This is a genomic window from Nostoc sp. DedSLP04 (assembly GCF_034530775.1).
GTDB lineage: Bacteria > Cyanobacteriota > Cyanobacteriia > Cyanobacteriales > Nostocaceae > Nostoc.
In genome coordinates this window covers 45,925-67,339 of the sequence record NZ_JAVRCL010000033.1, presented here as the reverse complement: position 1 = coordinate 67,339, position 21,415 = coordinate 45,925, and the positions used below count along the sequence as shown (strand labels likewise).

At 41.1% G+C, this 21,415-nt stretch carries 15 protein-coding genes; 8 read left to right on the top strand and 7 right to left on the bottom strand.

The genetic code is table 11. The features are described from left to right. The first annotated feature begins 70 nt into the window (after positions 1–70). Both psaB and RMX89_RS19535 read left to right on the top strand, forming a co-directional pair. A complete protein-coding gene (gene psaB, locus RMX89_RS19540) occupies positions 71–2,302 on the top strand; it encodes a photosystem I core protein PsaB (protein ID WP_322672012.1) in 2,232 nt (743 codons plus the stop codon). A 170-nt stretch (positions 2,303–2,472) separates the two neighbouring features. Next, entirely contained in the window at positions 2,473–2,943 is a 471-nt protein-coding gene (locus tag RMX89_RS19535; protein WP_322690103.1) for an REP-associated tyrosine transposase, read from the top strand. An 83-nt stretch (positions 2,944–3,026) separates the two neighbouring features. Here RMX89_RS19535 and RMX89_RS19530 read toward each other — a convergent pair whose 3' ends face one another. Beyond that, positions 3,027–3,710, bottom strand: a complete 684-nt coding sequence (locus RMX89_RS19530; RefSeq protein WP_322690102.1) for a tetratricopeptide repeat protein — start codon at positions 3,708–3,710, stop codon at positions 3,027–3,029. 285 nt (positions 3,711–3,995) lie between these two features. Between RMX89_RS19530 and RMX89_RS19525 the strand changes: the two genes are divergently transcribed. Next, positions 3,996–4,883 carry a site-specific DNA-methyltransferase gene (locus tag RMX89_RS19525; protein WP_322690101.1) on the top strand — a complete coding sequence of 296 codons (888 nt, stop codon included), beginning with the start codon at positions 3,996–3,998 and terminating at the stop codon, positions 4,881–4,883. A 97-nt stretch (positions 4,884–4,980) separates the two neighbouring features. Here the strand turns inward: RMX89_RS19525 and RMX89_RS19520 are convergent, their stop codons facing one another. Then, positions 4,981–5,175, bottom strand: coding sequence for a hypothetical protein (locus tag RMX89_RS19520; RefSeq protein WP_094342069.1), 195 nt, complete (start codon positions 5,173–5,175; stop codon positions 4,981–4,983). Positions 5,176–6,121: 946 nt separating this feature from the next. On the opposite strand from RMX89_RS19520, the gene RMX89_RS19515 reads away from it, so the two are divergent. Both RMX89_RS19515 and RMX89_RS19510 read left to right on the top strand, forming a co-directional pair. Beyond that, positions 6,122–7,177, top strand: coding sequence for an SGNH/GDSL hydrolase family protein (locus tag RMX89_RS19515; protein WP_322690100.1), 1,056 nt, complete (start codon positions 6,122–6,124; stop codon positions 7,175–7,177). Between the two features lie 66 nt (positions 7,178–7,243). Further along, on the top strand, positions 7,244–7,600 hold the full coding sequence (locus tag RMX89_RS19510) for a DUF4864 domain-containing protein (protein ID WP_322690099.1): 357 nt from the start codon (positions 7,244–7,246) through the stop codon (positions 7,598–7,600). A gap of 25 nt (positions 7,601–7,625) precedes the next feature. Here the strand turns inward: RMX89_RS19510 and larE are convergent, their stop codons facing one another. Beyond that, a complete protein-coding gene (gene larE / locus RMX89_RS19505; protein ID WP_322690117.1) occupies positions 7,626–8,453 on the bottom strand; it encodes an ATP-dependent sacrificial sulfur transferase LarE in 828 nt (275 codons plus the stop codon). Between the two features lie 221 nt (positions 8,454–8,674). After that, a complete protein-coding gene (hrmK, locus tag RMX89_RS19500; RefSeq protein ID WP_322690098.1) occupies positions 8,675–10,501 on the bottom strand; it encodes a hybrid histidine kinase/response regulator HrmK in 1,827 nt (608 codons plus the stop codon). A 206-nt stretch (positions 10,502–10,707) separates the two neighbouring features. Between hrmK and RMX89_RS19495 the strand changes: the two genes are divergently transcribed. After that, a complete protein-coding gene (locus RMX89_RS19495; RefSeq protein ID WP_322690097.1) occupies positions 10,708–11,574 on the top strand; it encodes a branched-chain amino acid ABC transporter permease in 867 nt (288 codons plus the stop codon). A gap of 21 nt (positions 11,575–11,595) precedes the next feature. Here RMX89_RS19495 and RMX89_RS19490 read toward each other — a convergent pair whose 3' ends face one another. Together RMX89_RS19490 and lipA are read right to left on the bottom strand one after the other, a co-directional pair. Beyond that, positions 11,596–11,745, bottom strand: a complete 150-nt coding sequence (locus RMX89_RS19490) for a photosystem I protein PsaX (RefSeq protein WP_322669294.1) — start codon at positions 11,743–11,745, stop codon at positions 11,596–11,598. A gap of 203 nt (positions 11,746–11,948) precedes the next feature. Continuing rightward, complete coding sequence (lipA, locus tag RMX89_RS19485; RefSeq protein WP_322690096.1) at positions 11,949–12,869, bottom strand: lipoyl synthase; 921 nt, start codon at positions 12,867–12,869, stop codon at positions 11,949–11,951. A gap of 234 nt (positions 12,870–13,103) precedes the next feature. On the opposite strand from lipA, the gene RMX89_RS19480 reads away from it, so the two are divergent. Continuing rightward, the gene (locus tag RMX89_RS19480; protein WP_322672005.1) at positions 13,104–13,751 is read left to right on the top strand and encodes a response regulator; all 648 of its coding nucleotides are present in this window, start codon (positions 13,104–13,106) and stop codon (positions 13,749–13,751) included. Between the two features lie 386 nt (positions 13,752–14,137). Continuing rightward, the gene (locus RMX89_RS19475; protein ID WP_322690095.1) at positions 14,138–19,816 is read left to right on the top strand and encodes an AAA family ATPase; all 5,679 of its coding nucleotides are present in this window, start codon (positions 14,138–14,140) and stop codon (positions 19,814–19,816) included. A gap of 98 nt (positions 19,817–19,914) precedes the next feature. Here RMX89_RS19475 and RMX89_RS19470 read toward each other — a convergent pair whose 3' ends face one another. Next, positions 19,915–21,312: a cytochrome P450 gene (locus RMX89_RS19470; RefSeq protein WP_322690116.1), complete on the bottom strand. Its 1,398-nt coding sequence runs from the start codon at positions 21,310–21,312 to the stop codon at positions 19,915–19,917. Positions 21,313–21,415 lie beyond the last annotated feature (103 nt).

The following is a 21,415-nucleotide window of genomic DNA, read 5'->3' as shown; positions in this document are numbered from 1 at the left end:
TTGGTACTCAGAACTCAGGACTCTAGACGCTGGTATTTGATGGCTAAAGGTCAGAGGATTTATTAAACCTATGGCGACAAAATTTCCGAAATTTAGCCAGGATCTCGCACAGGACCCGACGACTCGTCGGATATGGTATGCGATCGCTACAGGCAACGATTTTGAAACCCATGATGGCATCACAGAGGAAAATCTTTACCAAAAGATTTTCGCAACTCACTTCGGTCACTTGGCAATCATCTTCCTGTGGGCATCCAGCCTCCTGTTCCATGTAGCCTGGCAAGGTAACTTTGAACAGTGGATTAAAGATCCCCTTCATATCCGTCCCATCGCCCACGCGATTTGGGACCCCCACTTTGGTAAACCAGCGATCGAAGCTTTTACCCAAGCTGGCGCTAGCAATCCGGTAAACATTACCTACTCTGGTCTTTACCATTGGTGGTATACCATCGGAATGCGGACGAACGGCGAACTATACAACGGTTCAGTATTCCTGTTAATACTGGCAGCCGTACTGTTGTTTGCTGGTTGGCTGCACTTGCAACCCAAGTATCGTCCTAGCTTGGCATGGTTTAAGAGCGCTGAACATCGCCTAAACCACCACCTAGCAGGTCTGTTTGGTGTTAGTTCTCTGGCTTGGGCTGGTCACTTAATTCACGTTGCTGTCCCCGAATCTCGCGGTCAGCACGTAGGTTGGGATAACTTCCTGAATACCCCACCCCACCCAGCAGGTTTGACACCATTCTTTACAGGCAACTGGGGTGTTTACTCTCAAAACCCTGACACTCCTGGACATATCTTTGGGACATCTCAAGGTGCAGGAACTGCAATTCTAAGTTTCTTGGGTGGCTTCCATCCTCAGACAGAAGCTTTGTGGCTGACTGACATGGCTCATCACCACTTGGCGATCGCAGTTATCTTCATTGTTGCCGGTCATCAGTATCGGACTAACTTCGGAATTGGTCACAGCATCAAAGAAATGCTGAACTCCAAAGCTGGGTTAGTACCAGGTACCAACAGTGAAGGTCAGTTCAACCTGCCTCACCAAGGGTTGTATGACACCTATAACAATTCACTGCACTTCCAGTTAGGTATTCACCTAGCTGCTCTGGGAACCATCACCTCTTTGGTGGCACAGCATATGTACGCCATGCCTCCTTATGCATTTATTGCTAAGGACTATACAACTCAGGCAGCGCTGTACACGCACCATCAATATATTGCTGGTTTCTTGATACTTGGTGCTTTTGCTCACGGAGCAATATTCTGGGTACGTGATTACGACCCAGAACAAAACAAGGGCAACGTTCTTGAGCGCGTATTGAAGCATAAAGAAGCGATTATCTCCCACCTTAGCTGGGTATCCCTTTTCTTAGGCTTCCATACCCTCAGCTTGTACGTTCACAATGATGTAGTGGTTGCTTTCGGTACTCCTGAAAAGCAAATCTTGATTGAGCCAGTGTTTGCTCAATTCGTTCAAGCTGCAAACGGTAAAGTACTGTACGGTTTAGATGCTTTGCTATCTAACCCCGATAGTATTGCTTACACAGCATGGCCCAACTACGCTAACGTTTGGTTGCCAGGCTGGTTAGATGCCATCAATGCTGGTACTAACTCCCTGTTCTTAACAATTGGCCCTGGCGACTTCTTGGTTCACCATGCGATCGCTTTAGGTCTGCACACCACCACCTTGATCTTGGTCAAAGGTGCTTTGGATGCCCGTGGTTCTAAGCTGATGCCCGATAAAAAGGACTTCGGCTATGCCTTCCCTTGTGACGGCCCCGGTCGTGGCGGTACTTGCGACATCTCCGGTTGGGATTCCTTCTACCTCGCTGCGTTCTGGATGCTCAATACCCTTGGTTGGGTTACGTTCTACTGGCATTGGAAGCATCTAGGCATTTGGCAAGGCAACGTAGCTCAGTTCAATGAGAACTCTACATATCTCATGGGCTGGTTCCGCGATTACCTCTGGGCTAACTCTGCTCAGTTGATTAACGGTTACAACCCTTACGGCGTAAATAACCTGTCTGTCTGGGCTTGGATGTTCTTATTTGGACACCTAGTTTGGGCTACTGGCTTCATGTTCTTAATCTCCTGGAGAGGTTACTGGCAAGAGTTGATTGAAACCCTTGTTTGGGCACACGAACGCACTCCTCTAGCTAACTTAGTTCGCTGGAAAGACAAGCCCGTGGCTCTGTCCATCGTTCAAGGTCGTGTAGTTGGTTTAGCTCACTTCACTGTTGGCTACATCGTGACTTACGCAGCATTCTTGATTGCTTCTACTGCTGGTAAGTTCGGTTAATTTCGACTGCTAGTTTTGTAGATAAGTAATAAAAATCCCCTGCCATTAGGCGGGGGATTTTTTTGGGTTTTGGGTGGAGAGGATGGGAACAATAGAGAAGGGGCGGGCAAGATGCCCACCCCACAAGAAAGAAAAGTTGCAGAAAAATTACAAATAGTTTTGTATTCTGAATGCAAGAGCCAAAGTTGAAAATTTTTCGGAGAAGATTACCTCATTGGGAGTTAGATGGGGCAGTTTATTTCATTACCTTTAATACTTGGGAAAAGTTAGAACTTAACCTGGAAGCTAGAGAAATAGTTTTTAATTCCTGCTTATTTTTTGATAAAAACAGATATCGAATATTTGTCCTTGTGGTGATGACAAATCATGTGCATCTGCTTATTCAACCTTTACTCAAATCGGAAAATGAGTTTTGGTCATTGAGTAGCATTATGAAAAGTATTAAAGGTTATAGTGCTAAACAAATTCCCAAAGTGATGAAACATATAGGAACAGTTTGGCAAGATGAAAGATATGATCGTATTGTTAGGAATGACCAAGAGTTTCAACAATATTGGGAATATATCAGACAAAATCCTGTAAAAGCAAGACTATCATCAACCCCAGAAAATTACCCCTTCTTTTGGCAACTCCCTGAATAATCTCAACCATCACATTCTCTCTTTCTTGTGGGGTGGGCATCTTGCCCGCCCCTTTGTAGCCTTAAATGCCAGTCTATAATTCATTATTGAATCAATTTAATTTCCTCTATTACCTCTAAATATTTTTTTGTATTCCCTTGCTGTAAATGAAGGTTAGCAGCTTGCTGCCAATCTTTAATTGCACCTTGCTTATCTCCTAATTCATAGCGAACTACAGCCCGATTAGAGTAGGCAATAGCCTTTTCTGGGTTTAACTGAATCGCTTTATTATAGTCTTGTAAAGCTCCCTCTGTATCACCTAAATAGCGGCGAGCAAGGCCTCGATTGTTATAAGCACCACCAGATTCAGGTGCAAGCTTAATTACTATGTTGGAGTCTTGTAATGCTCCTTGTTTATCCCCTAGTTTGCTCCGAATTGTAGCGCGATTGTTGTAAGCCAAAGAGCTTTTAGGGTCAAGCCCAATTGCTTTATTGCAGTCTTGTAAAGCACCCTGTTCATCGCCTAATTTATCACGAACGTCAGCCCGATCAATGTATAACTGTGGATTTTTAGAATCTAGCTTAATAGCTGTGTTTAGCGCGTCTAAAGCTGCTTTATAATTTCCAGAAGCCCTGAGATCGTTACTTGACTGAATATAGTTTGATAGAGAAATAAAAGATTTCACAGTAGTATAGGCAAACGGGATTATACTCACTCCTATAATTGCTGCACCTATATAAGGTATTAAAGAATATTTAAACTTGTGATTATCTAAGTTGCTTGTCATATAAATCACACCGATTTCTTGATTGAATAGAATTTTTTCTGAGAGTAAAAATTTTTTGTAGCATTGTCGGTATTATACTAATGTGATGTACCAAATTTTTGATATTATGCTGATATAAATACTGGCTACTGCTGACTTGACATTAAATGCCGGATAATCTTGATGCTTTTGTGGGGTAGGCATCTTGCCAATAACCAAGGGCGGGCAAGATGCCCACCCCACAAGAGATTACTGGATACTATTTTTTATTTGGAAGTCCCCAAAGCCGAAATAATTTTATAACTCTTGAACTCACAACAAATAAATTTAAAATCATATTACACCCAAAATCACGGCGCAATATATCTAGGTGATAGCCTAGAACTAATTAAGTCTATTGAAAACAACAATATTAATCTCATCCTCACCTCACCTCCATTCGCACTCACCCGCAAAAAAGAATACGGTAACGAAACTGCTGAAAAATATATTGAGTGGTTCCTACCTTTTGCATCCGAATTTAAAAGAGTACTGGCAGATAATGGCTCATTCGTACTAGATTTAGGTGGCGCTTACTTACCTGGTAATCCCGTGCGGAGTATCTACCAATACGAACTTTTAGTTAGATTATGTAAGGAAGTAGGTTTTTTTCTTGCTCAAGAATTTTACCACTATAATCCGGCTCGACTGCCAACCCCTGCTGAGTGGGTGACAATCAGGCGGATTCGTGTAAAAGATTCTGTAAATACAGTTTGGTGGTTGTCTAAAACACCGAATCCTAAAGCAGATAACACAAAAGTATTAAAGCCTTATAGCCAAAGTATGAAACAGTTACTCAAAAATGGCTATAAAGCAAAAATACGTCCTAGTGGACATGATATTTCTGATAAATTTCAAAAGGATAACCAAGGTGCAATTCCGCCGAATTTGCTAGAAATTGCTAATACTGAATCGAATAGCGCTTATTTACGACGCTGCAAAACAGCAGAAATTAAACCCCATCCAGCACGCTTTCCTCAAGGGTTCGCCGAGTTCTTCATCAAATTTTTAACTGATGAAGGTGATATGGTACTAGATCCATTTGCAGGTTCTAATACAACCGGCTTTGTTGCTGAAACTCTGCAACGCCGATGGATATCTTTTGAAATTAATGAAAATTATGTAATGGGAAGTCGTTATCGATTTAGCCAATAACCAAATTAAGTAAAGAGTCAGGAGTGAGAAGTTAAAATTGATAACCCTTCGGCAGGCTCAGGGCATCGCTTATAACTCTTAACTCATAGCTACTCAATTAAATTTCTCCATTCACTTGCATTTGATGAACTCGATCGGCTAGCTCTTGACGACCTCGATCATCTAGTTTATCAATAGCTAACATCCCCATCAGAATAACTTCTTTCAGGGTCAAACGTGTGGAATGTGCCTGTTTTTGCACAATCTCTTTAATAATGGGACTGACACCAATCGCTGTACTAGCTCTAGCCACAGAAGAAAAGGAAACACTAATGATTCAGCCTAAATCTTAGCACTTTCAATGAGGTTATTCTCTAGAGCTAAACTTAATTTAAGTGTGTTTCAACTCATACTTCAATGAGTAAACAGAAATTTGAAATTACCTATAGTGAGTTATCAAATTCTCAGTATGGCAAACCTGATACTTGCTCATTGAGGACACGTTATCGTATGATATCAATATTCTCAAAAGTTAAAATTTTGCCTATTTTTTCCAAAATTCCCACTAAGTTCTCAATCGTCATATTAAAGATACGAGCTAATTTCGATATAGCAGGAAAGTCAACTGTTGTCGTTTTCTGACGACGCGCATAACTTGTAACTCTGTTGCAAATTACCTCACAATGGTCAGAAGCTTCTTTTAGAGACCACACTTTCACTTGTCCTAGTTATCGAAGCTGTAATCTGAACTAATCACATCTTTAATAACTGTTGCATTTGCACTGCTTAATTTCAGATGAAAAAACGAAAATGTATACGTATTACCGTAGCTTTCTCGGTCTAGCCAACTCTCACGCGATCGCGACAATTAGCTGAAATCTAGAAACCTAAAATCTGCTGTTTATTTCACATATTAGCAACATCAAAAGCAAAAACCTCTGTTCTTAGATCCTCTAAAATAACTCACTAATCGCCAGTTTGCAAACCTAGTTATATTTGTGATAACTGAGTTAGAAAAAGCGAGTGGCTGATGAAAACAGTGCTTTCAGTAGAAGTATTCGCACAAATAAGACTTGTATACCACCGGGAAAACCCTACTTTAAAGAGATCGTAAATTGTCAAATATAATCTCATGAACACGCTTTACAGAACTATACAGCGTAAATAAGAATAATAACTTAACCGAAGTAAAATTTTCCTGAATACAGCCAATTAATGCCGTCATAAGGAAAAGCAGTGAGTAGAGGAGAGAGAAAGCGATGAGGGACCCTTATCTGTTGGCAGCAGGCTTGTTAACAGGATTAGCAATACCAGCATCGGCTCTTCCACATCTGTCAATTATCCTGCCAGAAAGTTCTAGATTCCTGTGGGATTTAAAACAAGGTTCGCAGACAATAGTCAGTACAAAAATTATCAAGAGCGTCGACCTTTCCTTACCCGAACTCAGCTCTCAAGCGTTCCAACCCCTAAAAAGTTCGCAGCCAATAGTAAGTGAAAAAAACGTCCCTAGCGTACCAGAATTCAGCACTCAGGGATTACCAGTATCAACAGAGTCATCACTTAACCCCAGCACCCAAGCAACTAGCCTCTTATTGACATCTGGAAGTCAACTTTACTACCAAAGATTGGCAGCTCTGAAAACAGGTCAGATTTATACACGCGTAGATAGTGATAATTTGCAATCATTGTGGGAGTCGATCAAGAAACGTCAACTAACTTATGACGACTGGAAAAGTTTATTAGCTTTAGAAGCTAGAGCGATCGCTCAAGGTCAAGGTGCCAATCATCTAAGTATTTTGGTTGGTGATTCTTTGAGCATGTGGTTTCCCAGAGAAAAACTGCCTGCTGGTAAATTGTGGCTGAATCAAGGCATATCTGGAGATACCTCTAGTGGCGTTTTAAAAAGATTGGGGGCATTTTCAGCAACGCGGCCAGATGTTATTTACATTATGGCTGGGATTAACGACCTACGAAAAGGCGCTAGTGATGAAACAATTTTGCATAATTATCGCCGGATTGTCCGGCGTTTACGCCAGACTCACCCCAAAGCTCAAATCATTGTCCAATCAATTTTGCCTACTCGTTTACCAAAAATTTCCAATAGCCGTATTCGTCACCTCAACATCCAACTAACCGCGATCGCTAAACAAGAAGGTGCTAATTATCTCAATATTTATAGCTGGTTTACGGATATGGAAGGCAATTTGCGCCCAGAGTTGACCACAGATGGCTTGCACCTGTCTCAAGAGGGATATGATGTGTGGCGAACGGCACTACAGCAGATAGAATACACACTCACTCAGCGTGAGAATTGAGCGATCGCTTTGGCAACACTTGCTGCGATGTCTACGATGGGCTGCGCCTAAGCAATTTTTAAATTTATGGAAGTTACTGATACTGATGCCATCAACATACGTTCTGTAATTGAATACCAATTGGCAGCCTTTAAAAAAGATGATGCCCAAGGCGCTTTTGCCTTTGCTAGTCCGGCGATTCAGGCGCAATTCGGAACTCCAGAAAATTTTATGCAGATGGTAAAGACAAGCTACCGAGCAGTATACCGTCCTCGTTCTGTATTTTTTGAGAACATAACAACCATCCAGGGAAACATAACTCAACCAGTGCTGCTACTTGCTCCTGATGGAGTCCCCTTGAGGGCTTTATATTTTATGGAAAAACAGCCCAATAATATCTGGAGAATTAACGGTTGCTTTCTAGTTGCTCTAGACGGTAAATAAACTCTATATTTATAGAACTAAAATTTTATACTTTAACGCCCAAGGCTTCCCGATTTAATACCTGATTCAACTTACCGCTACGATAACCTTCTAAATCTAAGGTTACGTAGATAAATCCAAAATCTTGAAATGCCGAAACTAATGTTTGTAAATCGTTAGTTAATACAAACTCTTTGATTTGTTCTGGTGGTAATTCAATACGTGCTGTATCACCTTCCGATCGCACGCGCAAATTCTGCCAGCCTAGCTTTCGCAGATAAATTTCTCCTCTGCCGACTCGTTGCAACTTAGCGACAGTAATCTCTTCACCGTAAGGAAACCTCGAACTTAGGCAAGGTTGAGCGGGTTTATCCCACCAAGGTAAACCGAGTTGTTGCGAAAGTTGGCGAACTTCAACCTTGGTAAGACCGACTTCTGCTAAAGGCGATCGCGCCCCTCTTTCTTTAGCCGCCTGAATTCCTGGGCGATAATCATGCAAATCATCAGCATTCACCCCATCCACCACATAAGGATAACCCAACTCTAAAGCTAAAGGTTTGAGAGTGTCGTGCAACTCACTTTTGCAAAAATAACAGCGGTTAACCGGGTTAGAAGTGTAATTGGGATTTTCCATCTCGTGAGTCTGGACGATTTTATGAGGAATCCCAATTGTTGCAGCTTGAATTTTCGCGTCTTCCAATTCTTCTGGTAACAGTGAAGGAGAAACAGCCGTGACAGCCAAAGCGCGATCGCCCAACACATCATAAGCAATTTTGGCAACCAAAGTGCTATCAACGCCCCCAGAGTAGGCAATCAACGCCTGCTCCATTTCTGTAAATAAGGCTCTTAATTGCTCAAATTTTTCTGTCAGCATCATTTCCCAATCCTGCCAAAACCTTACAGCACCCAATCATTTATATTGTAGTCATTAGTTATGGAGCATTGGGCATTGGGCGTTAGGAGTGCTGTTAGCGTCAGCGGGGCGTTTAGCCCGTGCTGAGTTAGGAGTTAAGAGTTTTGTTTATCTCCTTGTCCCCTTGTCCCCTTGTCCCCTCATCTCCCTGCTCCCCTGCTTTCTCGTCTCCCCCTGCCTCTCTATATTGGCGGTTTGCTGTACTTAGCCACCAGACTGGCTAAAAGTGGTAAATCAATTGGTTTAGAAATATAGTCATTTACTCCAGCCGCTAGACAGGTTTCGCGATCGCCTTTCATCGCCATTGCTGTTTGAACAATTACCGGAATCGTCCGATATTGCTGATGTTCTCGCAGTTGTTGTACCAAGTTAAGACCATTTCCATCTGCCAAACAAACATCCATTAAAATTACCGCTGGATCTAACTGTGTTAGGGCTTCCCACATCTCGTCAGCATTCTTAACCCAAGTCACTTGATATCCCAATTTTTGTAGATAAATTTGCATCAAATCAGCATTGGGTAAATCATTTTCTACCAGCAAAATTTCTACAGAGGAACTAGGTGTCAAAGGCAGAGGAAATGAGGGAAAATTTGCTTCTCCTGCTTCCTCATCTACCCTGACTGCCATCTTTTGCTTAAGAGGAAGTACAAGAGTAAAACGGGAGCCACGATCTATTTCCGATTCAACTTTCACCCAACCACCGTGAATTTGGGCGAGTTTCTGAGTCACTGCTAAACCCAAACCAGTACCTTCAATACCATCTGCTACGGCCTTGGCAATTTGGAAATATGGCTGAAACAGTTGAACTTGGTCTTCCTGGGAAATGCCAGTGCCAGTATCCCAAACTGTAAAATGCACAAATACACCTTTGGAAGCAATCTGTAAGCCAACACTTCCTTGACTGGTAAACTTTAGGGCGTTGAAGAGTAAATTCAACAACATTTGCTTGAGTCGTAAGGGGTCAGCTACTAAGGTTGTAATATCAGGTTCAAGTTCTAGGCACAGTTTCAAACTTTTATTAGCAGCTTTCTCTTTCACCAATGCCAAAACATTGTTACACAACAGTGGGACATCTACTGTTTCCCACTGTACTTCTAGCTGATTTGCTTCAATTTTAGAGAGATCCAAAATATCGTTAATCAGAGCTAGTAAGTGTTTACCGCTAGACTGAATGATATTTAAATACTCTTGCTGCCGTTCTTTAGTTGGTTCGTACCCTGGAGCTAAAAGCAGATGGGTAAACCCAATAATGGAACTAAGCGGTGTACGAATTTCGTGGCTGGTGTTTGCCAGAAACTGATTTTTCAGTTGATTGGTGCGCTCCAATTCTTGATTAGAATTACTTAACTGTTGACACCGTTGCGGCCAAGACAGGATGTGTCTAAGTTGTACCAAGGTTGTAGTACAGCATTTGGCAGACCTTGTTATCAATTGCGATCTGAGTTGAGCTTGCGATTCTATGAACGACTCATGATGAGAACTTAGGGGCGCTGTGGCAAGAATTAGCCAGCCGATAACGCTGCCAGAATCATCCGCTAACCGCCAAGCGCTCGGTAGTTGCTGATTCTCAAGCTGTTGTAAATCTTCAATTTTTATGACTTCTTGCAATCTCAACAGCAGCTTTTTTTCTGCTGTCAGCACTTCTAGAAATAAAGGTGGTGAATTTGGGGATGGAGAACCAGAAACATAGCAAACTGTGGCAACAGTTTCTTGTGGTTGACACATAGCGATGCCTACGGCACATTCTGTAAGTGCCAGATTACTGCTGTGAATAGCACTGTTAATCTCGTTAACCACGGTTTGGAAAATTTCCGCTTGTGCTGCTTCTGGCTGTGGGACAGTGTTACAAGCAGAAAGCAAGCAATCATTAAGGCGACTTTGCAACTGGTTTAAGCTGCTCTCCAGCCACAGCTGCGCGCGAAGTTGCTCAATTGTTGTCAAAAGTTTAAGTTTTGGCGTTGCATCTATCAGTGATTTCTGGTCTGGTAAGCTTGAATACTGCTGCATGGTCAACTAGACCGCTGAACAAGTTTAGCTACGCATAAAAATCCCAACAGGATTTTATGTATATTAACGGACAATTCTTTTTTATTTATAAACGATAACTTATGTTGTTATAAACCATAACTTATGATGTCGAGTTTAGCAGCTAGTCCAAAAAAAAATTATTGTATGAACCTAACCTAAAATTTTTTCAACGCAACTGAAAACTTATGGATGCACAATTCGCTCAACTAATCGTGAATGGGATTGCGGTGGGGAGCATTATTGCTCTAGCCGCAGTCGGACTGACTCTTACTTATGGAATTTTACGGCTATCTAACTTTGCTCATGGTGACTTTCTCACTTTAGGAGCCTATCTAACTTGGCTGATGAACACCATTGGAGTCAATATTTGGCTGTCGATGATTTTGGCGGCGGCGGGAACAGTAGCAGCAATGCTGTTATCGGAAAAGTTACTGTGGTCAAAGATGCGCTCTATCCGTGCTACTTCCACTACGCTGATTATTATTTCTATCGGACTTGCCTTATTTATTCGCAATGGGATTATTTTTATCTGGGGTGGCAGGAACCAAAATTATAATTTACCTGTTACTCCGGCTTTAGATATTTTGGGTTTAAAGATACCGCAAAATCAATTATTGGTATTAGGGTTGGCGGTGCTAGCAATTTTGGCGCTGCATTATCTGCTGCAAAATACCAAAATTGGTAAGGCGATGCGAGCAGTTGCCGACGATCTGGACTTAGCTAGAGTTTCAGGTATCAATGTTGACCGAGTTATTTTTTGGACTTGGGTAATTGCTGGCACGATTACGTCATTGGGCGGCAGTATGTATGGGTTAATTACAGCTGTGCGCCCGAATATGGGTTGGTTCTTAATATTACCATTATTTGCCTCAGTAATACTTGGTGGAATTGGCAATCCCTACGGTGCGATCGCAGCAGCTTTTATCATTGGCATCGTCCAGGAAATCAGCACTCCTTGGCTGGGTTCACAATACAAACAAGGTGTAGCACTGTTAATCATGATTTTGGTGCTGCTCATTCGCCCCAAAGGTTTATTCAAAGGAACGATTTGAGCAGCACCACTCCACTTCTAATTATTCAATAATGTGGAAATACCAGGCTGCTACCAGGAAATTGATAGCTAACAAGAATATTGCCCAGCCTGTGCGATAGGCGTAGGGAGGTTTAGCTCCACTGTCGGCAACTGGTAAATCTGTAGGATTCTTCGTTGTTTTAGAGGTCATAATCCGATTCTCCTAATGTCATGACTTTTAAAGAAATACCAAACTGGTGTACCAAATACTCAAATTCTTTAAGAATATTTGTGTGAAGTTGGGAATTGGGCATTGGGAATTGGGAATTGGGCATTGGGCATGGAGAAGAGACAAGGAAGAGGGGGGAGACAAAGGAGAAACTTGTCCCCCTGCCCCCCTGCTCCCCCCACTCCCTACTCCCCAATCCTTACTCCCTCCTCTCCAGCATGGTAAGAACTGCGAACCAGAGGCCCAGAACGAACATGGTTGAATCCCATTTCCCATGCTAATCTGCCAAGTCGATCGAATTCCTCTGGAGTCCAATATTTTTGGACTGGCAAATGTTCTAAAGAAGGACGCATATACTGCCCAAGAGTCAAGCGATCGCATCCTACAGCCCTTAAATCAGCCATTGCTTCAATAACTTCATCAACTGTTTCTCCGTGTCCCAGCATCAAACCTGATTTGGTGGGAATTGTCGAATCGAGTTCTTTAACCGTAGCCAGCACCAAGAGGGAGCGATCGTACTTGGCTCCCCGGCGCACTGGCCCAGTTAACCGCCGCACTGTCTCAATATTGTGATTGAAACAAGCTGGTTTGGCTTTGACAATCATCGCTATCCGCTGGCGTTGACCTTCTTCTCCAACACCAGCACTACCCCAAAAATCTGGGGTCAGCACTTCTATTTGAGTCTCTGGATTCAATTGGCGAATAGTCGCGATCGTCTTTACAAAGTGCCCTGCACCCCGATCGGACAAGTCATCACGGGCTACAGAAGTCAGCACCACATAACGCAATCCCAAAAGCTGCACCGCCTGGGCAACCTTTTCAGGTTCCTCTAAATCAAGAGGCATTGGTGCATGACCTTTATCTACTTGACAGAAAGCACAAGAGCGTGTGCATGTAGGCCCCATTAGCAAAAAAGTTGCAGTTTTTTGGGCATAGCACTCTCCGCGGTTAGGGCAGCGTCCTTCTTCACAAATCGTGTGAATTTGGCGCTGCTTAATAATGCGTTGTACGGTAGAGATTTCACTGGCTTTACCAATCGGGCGACGTAACCAGCTAGGCATTGCCTTAATTTCAGACTTTAGTTCGGCTTGTTGTGACGAAATCATAAACATCCAAGCAAGATGCGGATATAGATGTAGTGGTCGGTTGATTAAATATCACAATGACACAAATTTAAAAGAGCACGAGCAAAAGTTTTGCAAAACACCTCTAACAATGTCATTTATACCGAAATATACTATCCCCCAATTGCTAGAAATTATGTATATAGTGGGAGGATTCTCAAGGACAATCGGCAAAGCCGCTATTTACACTTATAGTTTCTGTTAGAGCAAACAGTCGTGGCAAGCAACAAGATTTTAGTTATCGATGACACTACAGTTGTCAGGGTAAAAGTACGAGAAATGTTGCCTCCGGGCAATTTTGAGGTACTAGAAGCAAAAGACGGTGTGGAAGGACTAAATTTCATCCTTCAGGAAAAACTCAGCCTGATTATGCTGGATTTTCTGTTACCTAAAATGAGTGGCTGGGAAGTTTTCCAGAAAGTTCAAGCCGATCCAGAGTTAAGGAAAATTCCTTTAGTGATCATGTCTGGTCGCAAAGAAGAGGTGACTGAGAAAATCACAGAACCATTTGAATATTTTGAATTTCTGGGCAAACCTTTCGATCAGAAACAACTAATTGGTGCAATTAAGCTAGCTATGGCCAAGGCAAAACAGCCACGCCCAGAACTAGTGGCAGTAGGAGCAGCGGTTGCTGTCAAAAATGGCACAGTAGCAACCTCTGGTGTCGCCAATGGTACGGTAGTAGCTCCTAGCGTTGCAAATAGCGTCACAGCCCCCAGCATCACAACCCCCAGTACTGGAGGAGTCTCCGAGGCAGAAATTAATGCATTGAATGAGAAAATTGTCAAAATGCAAGCAGAAATTGATGGTTTGAAGAAACAGCTTACTCAGGTTGTGACTTTTATTAAACAAAAAATCAAGTAGTATTTGTGCTCGTTATTATTATCGCAGCCAAAAATACACCATCTATACTGGTGTCCGATTAAAAGCGGATAAAAATAGTTAGTTCAAAAACACTTATGTTGATAAATCATCATTATTTAGTGAGGTACAGCTTGACCTAAGCTCGGTAAAGCTGTACTTTATCTTCCCTCTTAGTAAGTTCAAAGAAGGGTTGTGTTGAGATTTCGATATGTACTTCACTTGATGAGAAAACATACAGTTTAAGATTCAGATATTTAGTAATAAAAATATATTACAAGTCACATTTTCTAATACAAATTAAACAAAAAAATCCTCTTTCATGATGAGGATAGTCTTTGCGCGGGAATAATAAGCCATAGAAACAATAATTATGAGCATAGTCCGCAATGTTAGTAGTATTAGATACATTATATTCGTTTCCTGGTTATCGCATTACTGAACAAATCTACTCAGGCAGTAAAACTCTAGTTTATCGAGGTATTAGAGAAGAAGACCAAAAATCAGTCGTTCTCAAATTGATGCGGAATGAATATCCTACCTTTGCAGAAATAGCTCAGTTCCGAAATCAATATATCATCACCAAAAACCTCGATTTTCCTGGCATAGTCAAAACCTATAGCTTAGAAAATTACCGTAACAGCTATGTTTTAGTGATGGAAGACTTTGGTGGCATTTCCCTCCAAAACTGGCAAATAGATGACAAAGTAAAAAAGGAAAACTGGCTTTCCCTGAACGAGTTTTTCCACATTGCGATTAAAATTGCTTCTACCCTGGAAAGACTGCATCGCGATCGCATCATTCACAAAGATATCAAGCCTGCCAACATCCTCATCAACCCTAGCACAAATGAAATCAAACTCATCGACTTTAGTATTGCCACCCTTTTGCCAAGAGAAATTCAATTTCTCACGAATCCCAACATCTTAGAAGGTACCCTGGCTTACATTTCCCCAGAACAAACTGGAAGGATGAACCGAGGTATTGACTACCGCACTGATTTTTATTCCCTCGGTGTCACCTTCTTTCAGCTCCTCACCGGACAGTTACCTTTCACCAGCAAAGATCCGACGGAGTTAGTTTACTCTCACATTGCCAAACAACCGCCAAGAGCCAGTCGGATTAACTCCGATATTCCGCTAATTTTGTCTGACATCATCAGCAAGCTGATGGCAAAAAATGCCGAAGACCGCTATCAGAGTGCTTTGGGGTTAAAGCATGACTTGGAGGTGTGCCAAAGCCAGTGGCAAGAAACAGGAAATATTGCACCCTTTAAACTCGGCGTGAGAGACATCTCTGACCGTTTTGTAATCCCTGAAAAACTCTATGGTCGCCAAAGTGAAGTTGAAACTCTACTTGCTGCTTTTAAGCGTGTGACAGACGGGGCAACAGAAATGATATTAGTCGCAGGTTTCTCTGGCATTGGCAAAACTGCCGTGGTTAATGAAGTCCACAAACCTATTGTGCGGCAGCGTAGTTACTTCATCAAAGGAAAATTTGACCAGTTTCAACGTGACATTCCTTTGTCAGGATTAGTGCAAGCCTTTCGGGACTTAATTGGGCAACTGCTCTCAGAAACTGATGCTCAAATTCAACAATGGAAATCCAAAATTCTGCGGGAATTAGGTACACAAACACAGGTGATTATTGATGTCATTCCTGAACTCGAACAGATTATTGGTAAACAACCTCAGGTTACAGAACTCTCTGGCAGCGCTGCCAAAAATCGTTTCAATTTATTGTTTCAAAAATTCATCCAAATCTTTACAACTAAAGAACATCCCCTAGTTATCTTTCTCGATGACTTGCAATGGGCAGATACAGCTTCTTTGAAATTAATTCAGTTATTAATGTGTGAAAGTATGTTGTCTTCTATTTCAGAAGAGACAGAACAGATGCGTGAAACAAAAGGGGGTTTCTTATTAGTTGGTTCCTATCGAGATAATGAAATTTCCAAGGCACATCCGCTTTCTTTGACACTACAGGAGATTCAAAAAGCAGGAGTAATCATTAATACAATTACTTTAGCACCTTTAAATCAAGGCGATTTAAATCATCTAATTGCTGAGACACTTCATTGTCCAGAATTGGTTGCTGTTCCTCTCACCCAGATGGTGTTTGCTAAAACTAAAGGCAACCCCTTCTTTTCTGTTCAATTTCTCAAAACTTTACATAATGATGGGCTAATTGTATTAAATTTTGATGCTGGTCATTGGCAGTATGATATTTCAAAAATCAAAGATTTAGCTCTTACAGATGATGTAGTAGAATTTATCGCCCTGCAAATAGAAAAATTGCCAATATATACCCAAAAAGTTTTGAAACTAGCTGCCTGTATTGGAAATCAATTTGACTTAAAAACTCTGGCGATCGTTAATGAAAAATCTGTAGTAGATACAGCATCAGACTTGTGGCAAGCGTTACTTGATGGGCTAATTTTACCACAATCTGAAAATTACAGCATTTTTTCAAAAGATAATACTAATCAAGAATTCATTGTTCATGGAATAGAATCTACACAATGTTCAAATTCTAATTTACAGCTACCCAAGTATAAATTTGTCCATGATAGAGTGCAGCAAGCCGCTTATTCTTTAATTCCTGAAGAACAAAAAAAGCCAATTCACTTAAAAATTGGGCTACTGTTATTGAACAATATTCCTGTTGCAAAACAGGAAGAAAAGATTTTTGAGCTTGTCAATCAGTTTAATATCGCAGTAGAATTCATCTCCCCTCAAGCTAAACGAGATGAACTGGCCCAGATGAATCTAATTGCTGGACGTAAGGCTTTAGCATCAACAGCTTATCCCGCCGCTGTTAAGTATTTAACTATCGGCATCCAATTGCTCGCAAGTGATAGTTGGGAGACTAAATATCAACTAATCCTAGCTTTGTATGAGACAGGAGCAGAGGCTGCGTATCTAGCTGGCGACTTTAGGCAAATGGAGCAATTAGTAGAAGTAGTGTTGGCACGAGCAAAAACACTGCTAGAAAAAGTAAAAGTTTATGAAGTCAAAATTAAAGCTTATGGAGCGCAAAACCAAGCACTAGAATCTGTCAGGACTGCACTAAGTGTTCTAAAATTGTTGGAAGTTGAGTTGCCTGAAAATCCTAGTCAGTCAGATATTCAGCTAGCGATCGCTGAACTAACATTAAATTTAAATGAAAAGCGGATTGAGGATTTAATTGATCTGCCAGAAATGACGGCAGAACAAACATTGGTAGTTATGCGGATTCTATCGAATGCGCTTTTTTTTGCCTATGCAGTTACTCCTGAACTTTTTTTCCTGATTGTTCTTAAACAAATCAACTTATCGCTCAAATATGGCAATGCCCCCTTGTCTGCCTTTGCATACGTTCTTTACGGAACGATCCTCTGTAGTGAAAAGGGAGATATTCAGTCTGGCTATGATTTTGGCAAACTGGCTTTAAGTTTGGTGGCTAAGTACAATGCTAAAGAAGTTGAAGCAAAAGTTATGGAGGTATTTCATGCAGGTATCCGTCATTGGAAGGAGCATCCTAAGGAAACATTAAATACTGTACTAGAAGCTTACTCTCTAGCGATAGAAACAGGAGATTTAGAATTTGCAGCTTTATTTCTTCAGTTTTATTGCTTCTGTTGTTATTCTATTGGTAGAGAACTTACAGGGCTGGAACGCGAGATAGCAAACTACAGCAATGCTTTGAAGCAAATCAAGCAAGAAAGAGCGTTTAACTGGAATTGTATCTATCAACAAAGTGTCTTAAATTTACTGGGGTTTGTAGAAAATCCTTGTCGTTTAATTGGTGCAGCCTATGATGAGGAGAAAATGCTGCCACTGCATTTGGAAGCCAAGGATGGAATCGGACTTTTATATCTATATTTCCATAAACTACATTTATGCTACTTGTTTCAGCAGTTCCCTCAAGCAGCTGAAAATGCCACCCTAGCTGAAAAGTACTTAGATAGTGGTACAGGACAACTAGTTGTTCCTGTTTTCTATTTTTACGATTCTCTGGCCAAACTGGCGGTGTACGCCGATGCACCTGATTCAGAGCAAAAGCGTATTCTCGATCGGGTGCAAGCTAATCAGGAAAAGATGCAATATTGGGCATATCATGCCCCAATGAATAATTGCCATAAATTTTATTTGGTAGAAGCAGAAAGGTATCGAGTTGAAGGGAAATATTTTGAAGCAATGGAAGAATACGACCGTGCTATCTCCCTAGCTGAAGAGCATGACTACAAGAATGAAGTAGCTTTAGCTCAGGAACTTGCAGCTAAATTTTATCTAAAATGGGGCAAGCAGAAAATTGCCCAAACCTACTTAATTGATGCCTATTATGGATACGTTAATTGGGGAGCAAAAGCCAAAGTTGACGATTTAGTAAAACGCTATCCCCAATTACTCACTCCTATATCCCAGCAACAAAAACTGAGTATCCCTGCTAGCGAGGAAAGCGCTTCTTTCAATAGCATATCTATATCATCTTTATCTACTCTAAGTAATCAACAAACTGTTATTGGCTCGAAGACAAGTATTTCTGATTCTCTGGATTTAGCCGCATTCATTAAAGCATCTCACGCACTCTCTGGAGAAATCGAGCTTGAGCGACTACTTTCTACTTTAATGGAAGTTGTTATGGAGAATGCAGGAGCTTCTAAATGCGCTTTAATTTTGAGTGAAGGTGATAACTTAGCATTAACTGTCACAGCAGTTTGTTCAAGTTCAAATTTTGAGCATACCTATACTGAGTTTCCATCAACTTGCCTTGAATCAAGCTACGATGTTCCCATTACTTTGATTAACTATGTTAAACGCTCTAGAGAAATCTTGGTTATTGATGATCCAATAGCTGTTTCTTTTCTAGCAAGTGATAGTTATATCACTAGTGAAGAACCTAAGAGCTTATTGTCTATACCTCTTCTAAATCAAGGTAAATTAATTGGGATTCTTTACCTAGAAAATCGTCTGACAACAGGAGCATTTACACGCGATCGCATAGAAGTTCTCAAACTTCTCACCACTCAAGCAGCAATATCCCTAGAGAATGCTATTCTTTATAAAAACTTGGCACAAGCTAAAGAAAGCTTGGAGGAATACAACCATACCCTAGAGGGAAAGGTTCAGGAAAGAACCCAAGAACTCAATGACAAAAATCAATGTTTACAACAAACTTTACAAGAATTGCAAAGTACCCAAATCCAATTAATTCAAAGTGAAAAAATGTCTTCTTTGGGACAAATGGTGGCGGGAATTGCTCATGAAATAAATAACCCGATTAACTTTATTCATGGCAATATCAATCATGCTAGCGAGTATGTCCAAGAGTTGCTGGATTTGATAGTTATTTATCAGCAAGAATATCCCCATCCATCCCCTTTAATTGAAGAGAAATCTGAGGAGATTGACATAGATTTTTTATCAGAAGACCTTCTCAAGATTCTAGATTCCATGAAAGTAGGGAGTTCGCGTATCCGAAATATTGTTTTGGGCTTACGTAACTTTTCTCGCTTAGATGAAGCTGAAATGAAACCTGTAGATGTTCATGAGGGAATAGACAACACCTTAATGATTTTGCAGCACCGACTGAAACCAAATAGCAATTTACTAGAAATTGAAGTCATCAAAAAATATGGACAATTACCGGAAGTTATTTGTTACCCTGGCCAACTAAATCAGGTATTTATGAATATTCTGAGTAATGCAATTGATGCTTTAGAAGAGTTATTTATCATAGCTCATCCATCATTAATAAACGAGCGAGAAGAATTAACAAATGATATAGATACGTCACCGACTTCTCATCGTGTACGACAAATTCACATTTTTACTGAACTAACAAATTCTAATACGGCAATAATTCGGATTACTGATAACGGTTCTGGCATGACAAAAGCCGTGCAGCAGAAAATATTTGACCCATTTTTTACCACCAAGTCAGTAGGAAGTGGTACGGGTTTAGGGTTGTCAATTAGCTACCAGATTGTCGTGGACAAACACAAAGGTAGTTTAACCTGTAATTCTACACCGGGAAAAGGGACTGAGTTTACTATTGAGATACCAATGCAACAGTTAGAGGGTTAGATGAGTAATTGATCGAGTCCAAATCTAAGAGTACTAAAAACGCAGTTTTTGTGAAAAGCTGCGTTTATAATTTTTATTAAAATCGCTCTGACAGATTATTAAAAGACCGATGTGGATGTAGTTGTCATATTCACTCGAGGCTCTTCACGCACATGTCGTCCTGTAACTACCATCTTCACCCCATTAGCAGGCGCAAGTGCAAAACCTCGACGTTGAGGATGCTCTGGCCGCTTACCAGCTAGAGCAAGTTGATAGCCTGACAGTACTTTTGCTAATACTAGCTTCATTTCAAACATAGCCAAAGCTTCACCTATACAGCGACGAACTCCACCACCAAAGGGCAAAAATTCATAAGTAGAAAATTCGTGTTCTAAAAAGCGTTCTGGTTTAAATTGCTGATGCTGCGGATATAAATCCTCACGCTGATGAGTTAGGTAAATACTGGGAACCAGTAATGTTCCAGAAGCTAAAGGATGTCCTAGTAGTTCACAGGGTTCTTGGACTATCCTGGGGAACGCGAACATTGCGATCGGGTGAATTCGCAATGTTTCATTACAAACAGCTGTGAGATAAGGTAGTTGGAAAATGCTCATGGGATCTGGGGAATCACCGAGGGAATCAAGTTCTTGAAGCAATTTATCTCGGACTTTCGGTAAATGATGAATCCAATACAATCCCCAAGCCATTGCTGTTGCCACTGTTTCATGTCCTGCTACCATCAGTGTCATCAAATCATCACGCAACTCTTGATCTGTCATCGGATTACCCGCTTCATCTCGCGCTAACATCAGCAAGGATAAAATATCGATGCGATCTCGATTGGGTTCTTCCCGGCGTTGGGCAATTTCAGCGTATAGCAATTCATAAATTTGCTGCCGTTGACGCAGAAACCATCCCCAAGGACTCCAAGCTCCTAAATCTTGTTGCAGGAAGGGGAAAAAAAGGAAGCTAGAAGTAAGAGGTGAGCTAAAGAGATCGAGAAGCAACGCCATTAAGTGCTTGATTTTGTCGTAACGTGCTCCCTTATGCAAGCCAAAAATAGCTTGTAAAATAATTTGCAGAGAAATTTCCTGCATTGCAGTACGAGCTAAGAAGGGCTGATTTAGTGGTAAATGACTAAAGACTTGTTCGGTGAGATTAGAAATCAAAGAACCGTAAGCTCGCATTCTGTTGCCATGAAAGGAAGGCATTGTGAGTTGCCGCCGCCGTTTATGGCGTTCACCGTCCAGCATGAGGAGTGAATATTCCCCGGCTAAGGGTTCAAATATTTTGTTCCCTCTGCCAACGAATAAAAACTTCTTCCGATCGTTAGTGAAAATTTCCTTAATTGCTTGAGGATGGTTCACAAAAACCACAGTCTCCCCAAAACCAATTACCTCAGCAGTAAAAATATCAGGATATTGCTGAGTTGCATTTTCCATAAAACTAACGGGGTCTGCAACCCACTGGATTTTCTGGATTAAAGAGGGAGTTTTTAGTGGATTAGGTAGTTGCATTTGATTTTTCATATTGAAATTGCGTTACTTTTGTATTGTTAGTTATGGAGTAATATTGATTAACTTTGAAGCAATAAAATTCTAGATGCTCCTAACCACTCTT

What these genes read in the sequence shown, in the direction of transcription:
- psaB (WP_322672012.1), top strand. Translation starts at nt 71, where the DNA reads ATGGCGACAAAATTTCCGAAATTTAGCCAGGATCTCGCACAGGACCCG.
- RMX89_RS19535 (WP_322690103.1), top strand. Translation starts at nt 2,473, where the DNA reads ATGCAAGAGCCAAAGTTGAAAATTTTTCGGAGAAGATTACCTCATTGG.
- RMX89_RS19530 (WP_322690102.1), bottom strand. Translation starts at nt 3,710, where the DNA reads ATGACAAGCAACTTAGATAATCACAAGTTTAAATATTCTTTAATACCT.
- RMX89_RS19515 (WP_322690100.1), top strand. Translation starts at nt 6,122, where the DNA reads ATGAGGGACCCTTATCTGTTGGCAGCAGGCTTGTTAACAGGATTAGCA.
- RMX89_RS19510 (WP_322690099.1), top strand. Translation starts at nt 7,244, where the DNA reads ATGGAAGTTACTGATACTGATGCCATCAACATACGTTCTGTAATTGAA.
- larE (WP_322690117.1), bottom strand. Translation starts at nt 8,453, where the DNA reads ATGCTGACAGAAAAATTTGAGCAATTAAGAGCCTTATTTACAGAAATG.
- hrmK (WP_322690098.1), bottom strand. Translation starts at nt 10,501, where the DNA reads ATGCAGCAGTATTCAAGCTTACCAGACCAGAAATCACTGATAGATGCA.
- RMX89_RS19495 (WP_322690097.1), top strand. Translation starts at nt 10,708, where the DNA reads ATGGATGCACAATTCGCTCAACTAATCGTGAATGGGATTGCGGTGGGG.
- RMX89_RS19490 (WP_322669294.1), bottom strand. Translation starts at nt 11,745, where the DNA reads ATGACCTCTAAAACAACGAAGAATCCTACAGATTTACCAGTTGCCGAC.
- lipA (WP_322690096.1), bottom strand. Translation starts at nt 12,869, where the DNA reads ATGATTTCGTCACAACAAGCCGAACTAAAGTCTGAAATTAAGGCAATG.
- RMX89_RS19475 (WP_322690095.1), top strand. Translation starts at nt 14,138, where the DNA reads ATGTTAGTAGTATTAGATACATTATATTCGTTTCCTGGTTATCGCATT.
- RMX89_RS19470 (WP_322690116.1), bottom strand. Translation starts at nt 21,312, where the DNA reads ATGCAACTACCTAATCCACTAAAAACTCCCTCTTTAATCCAGAAAATC.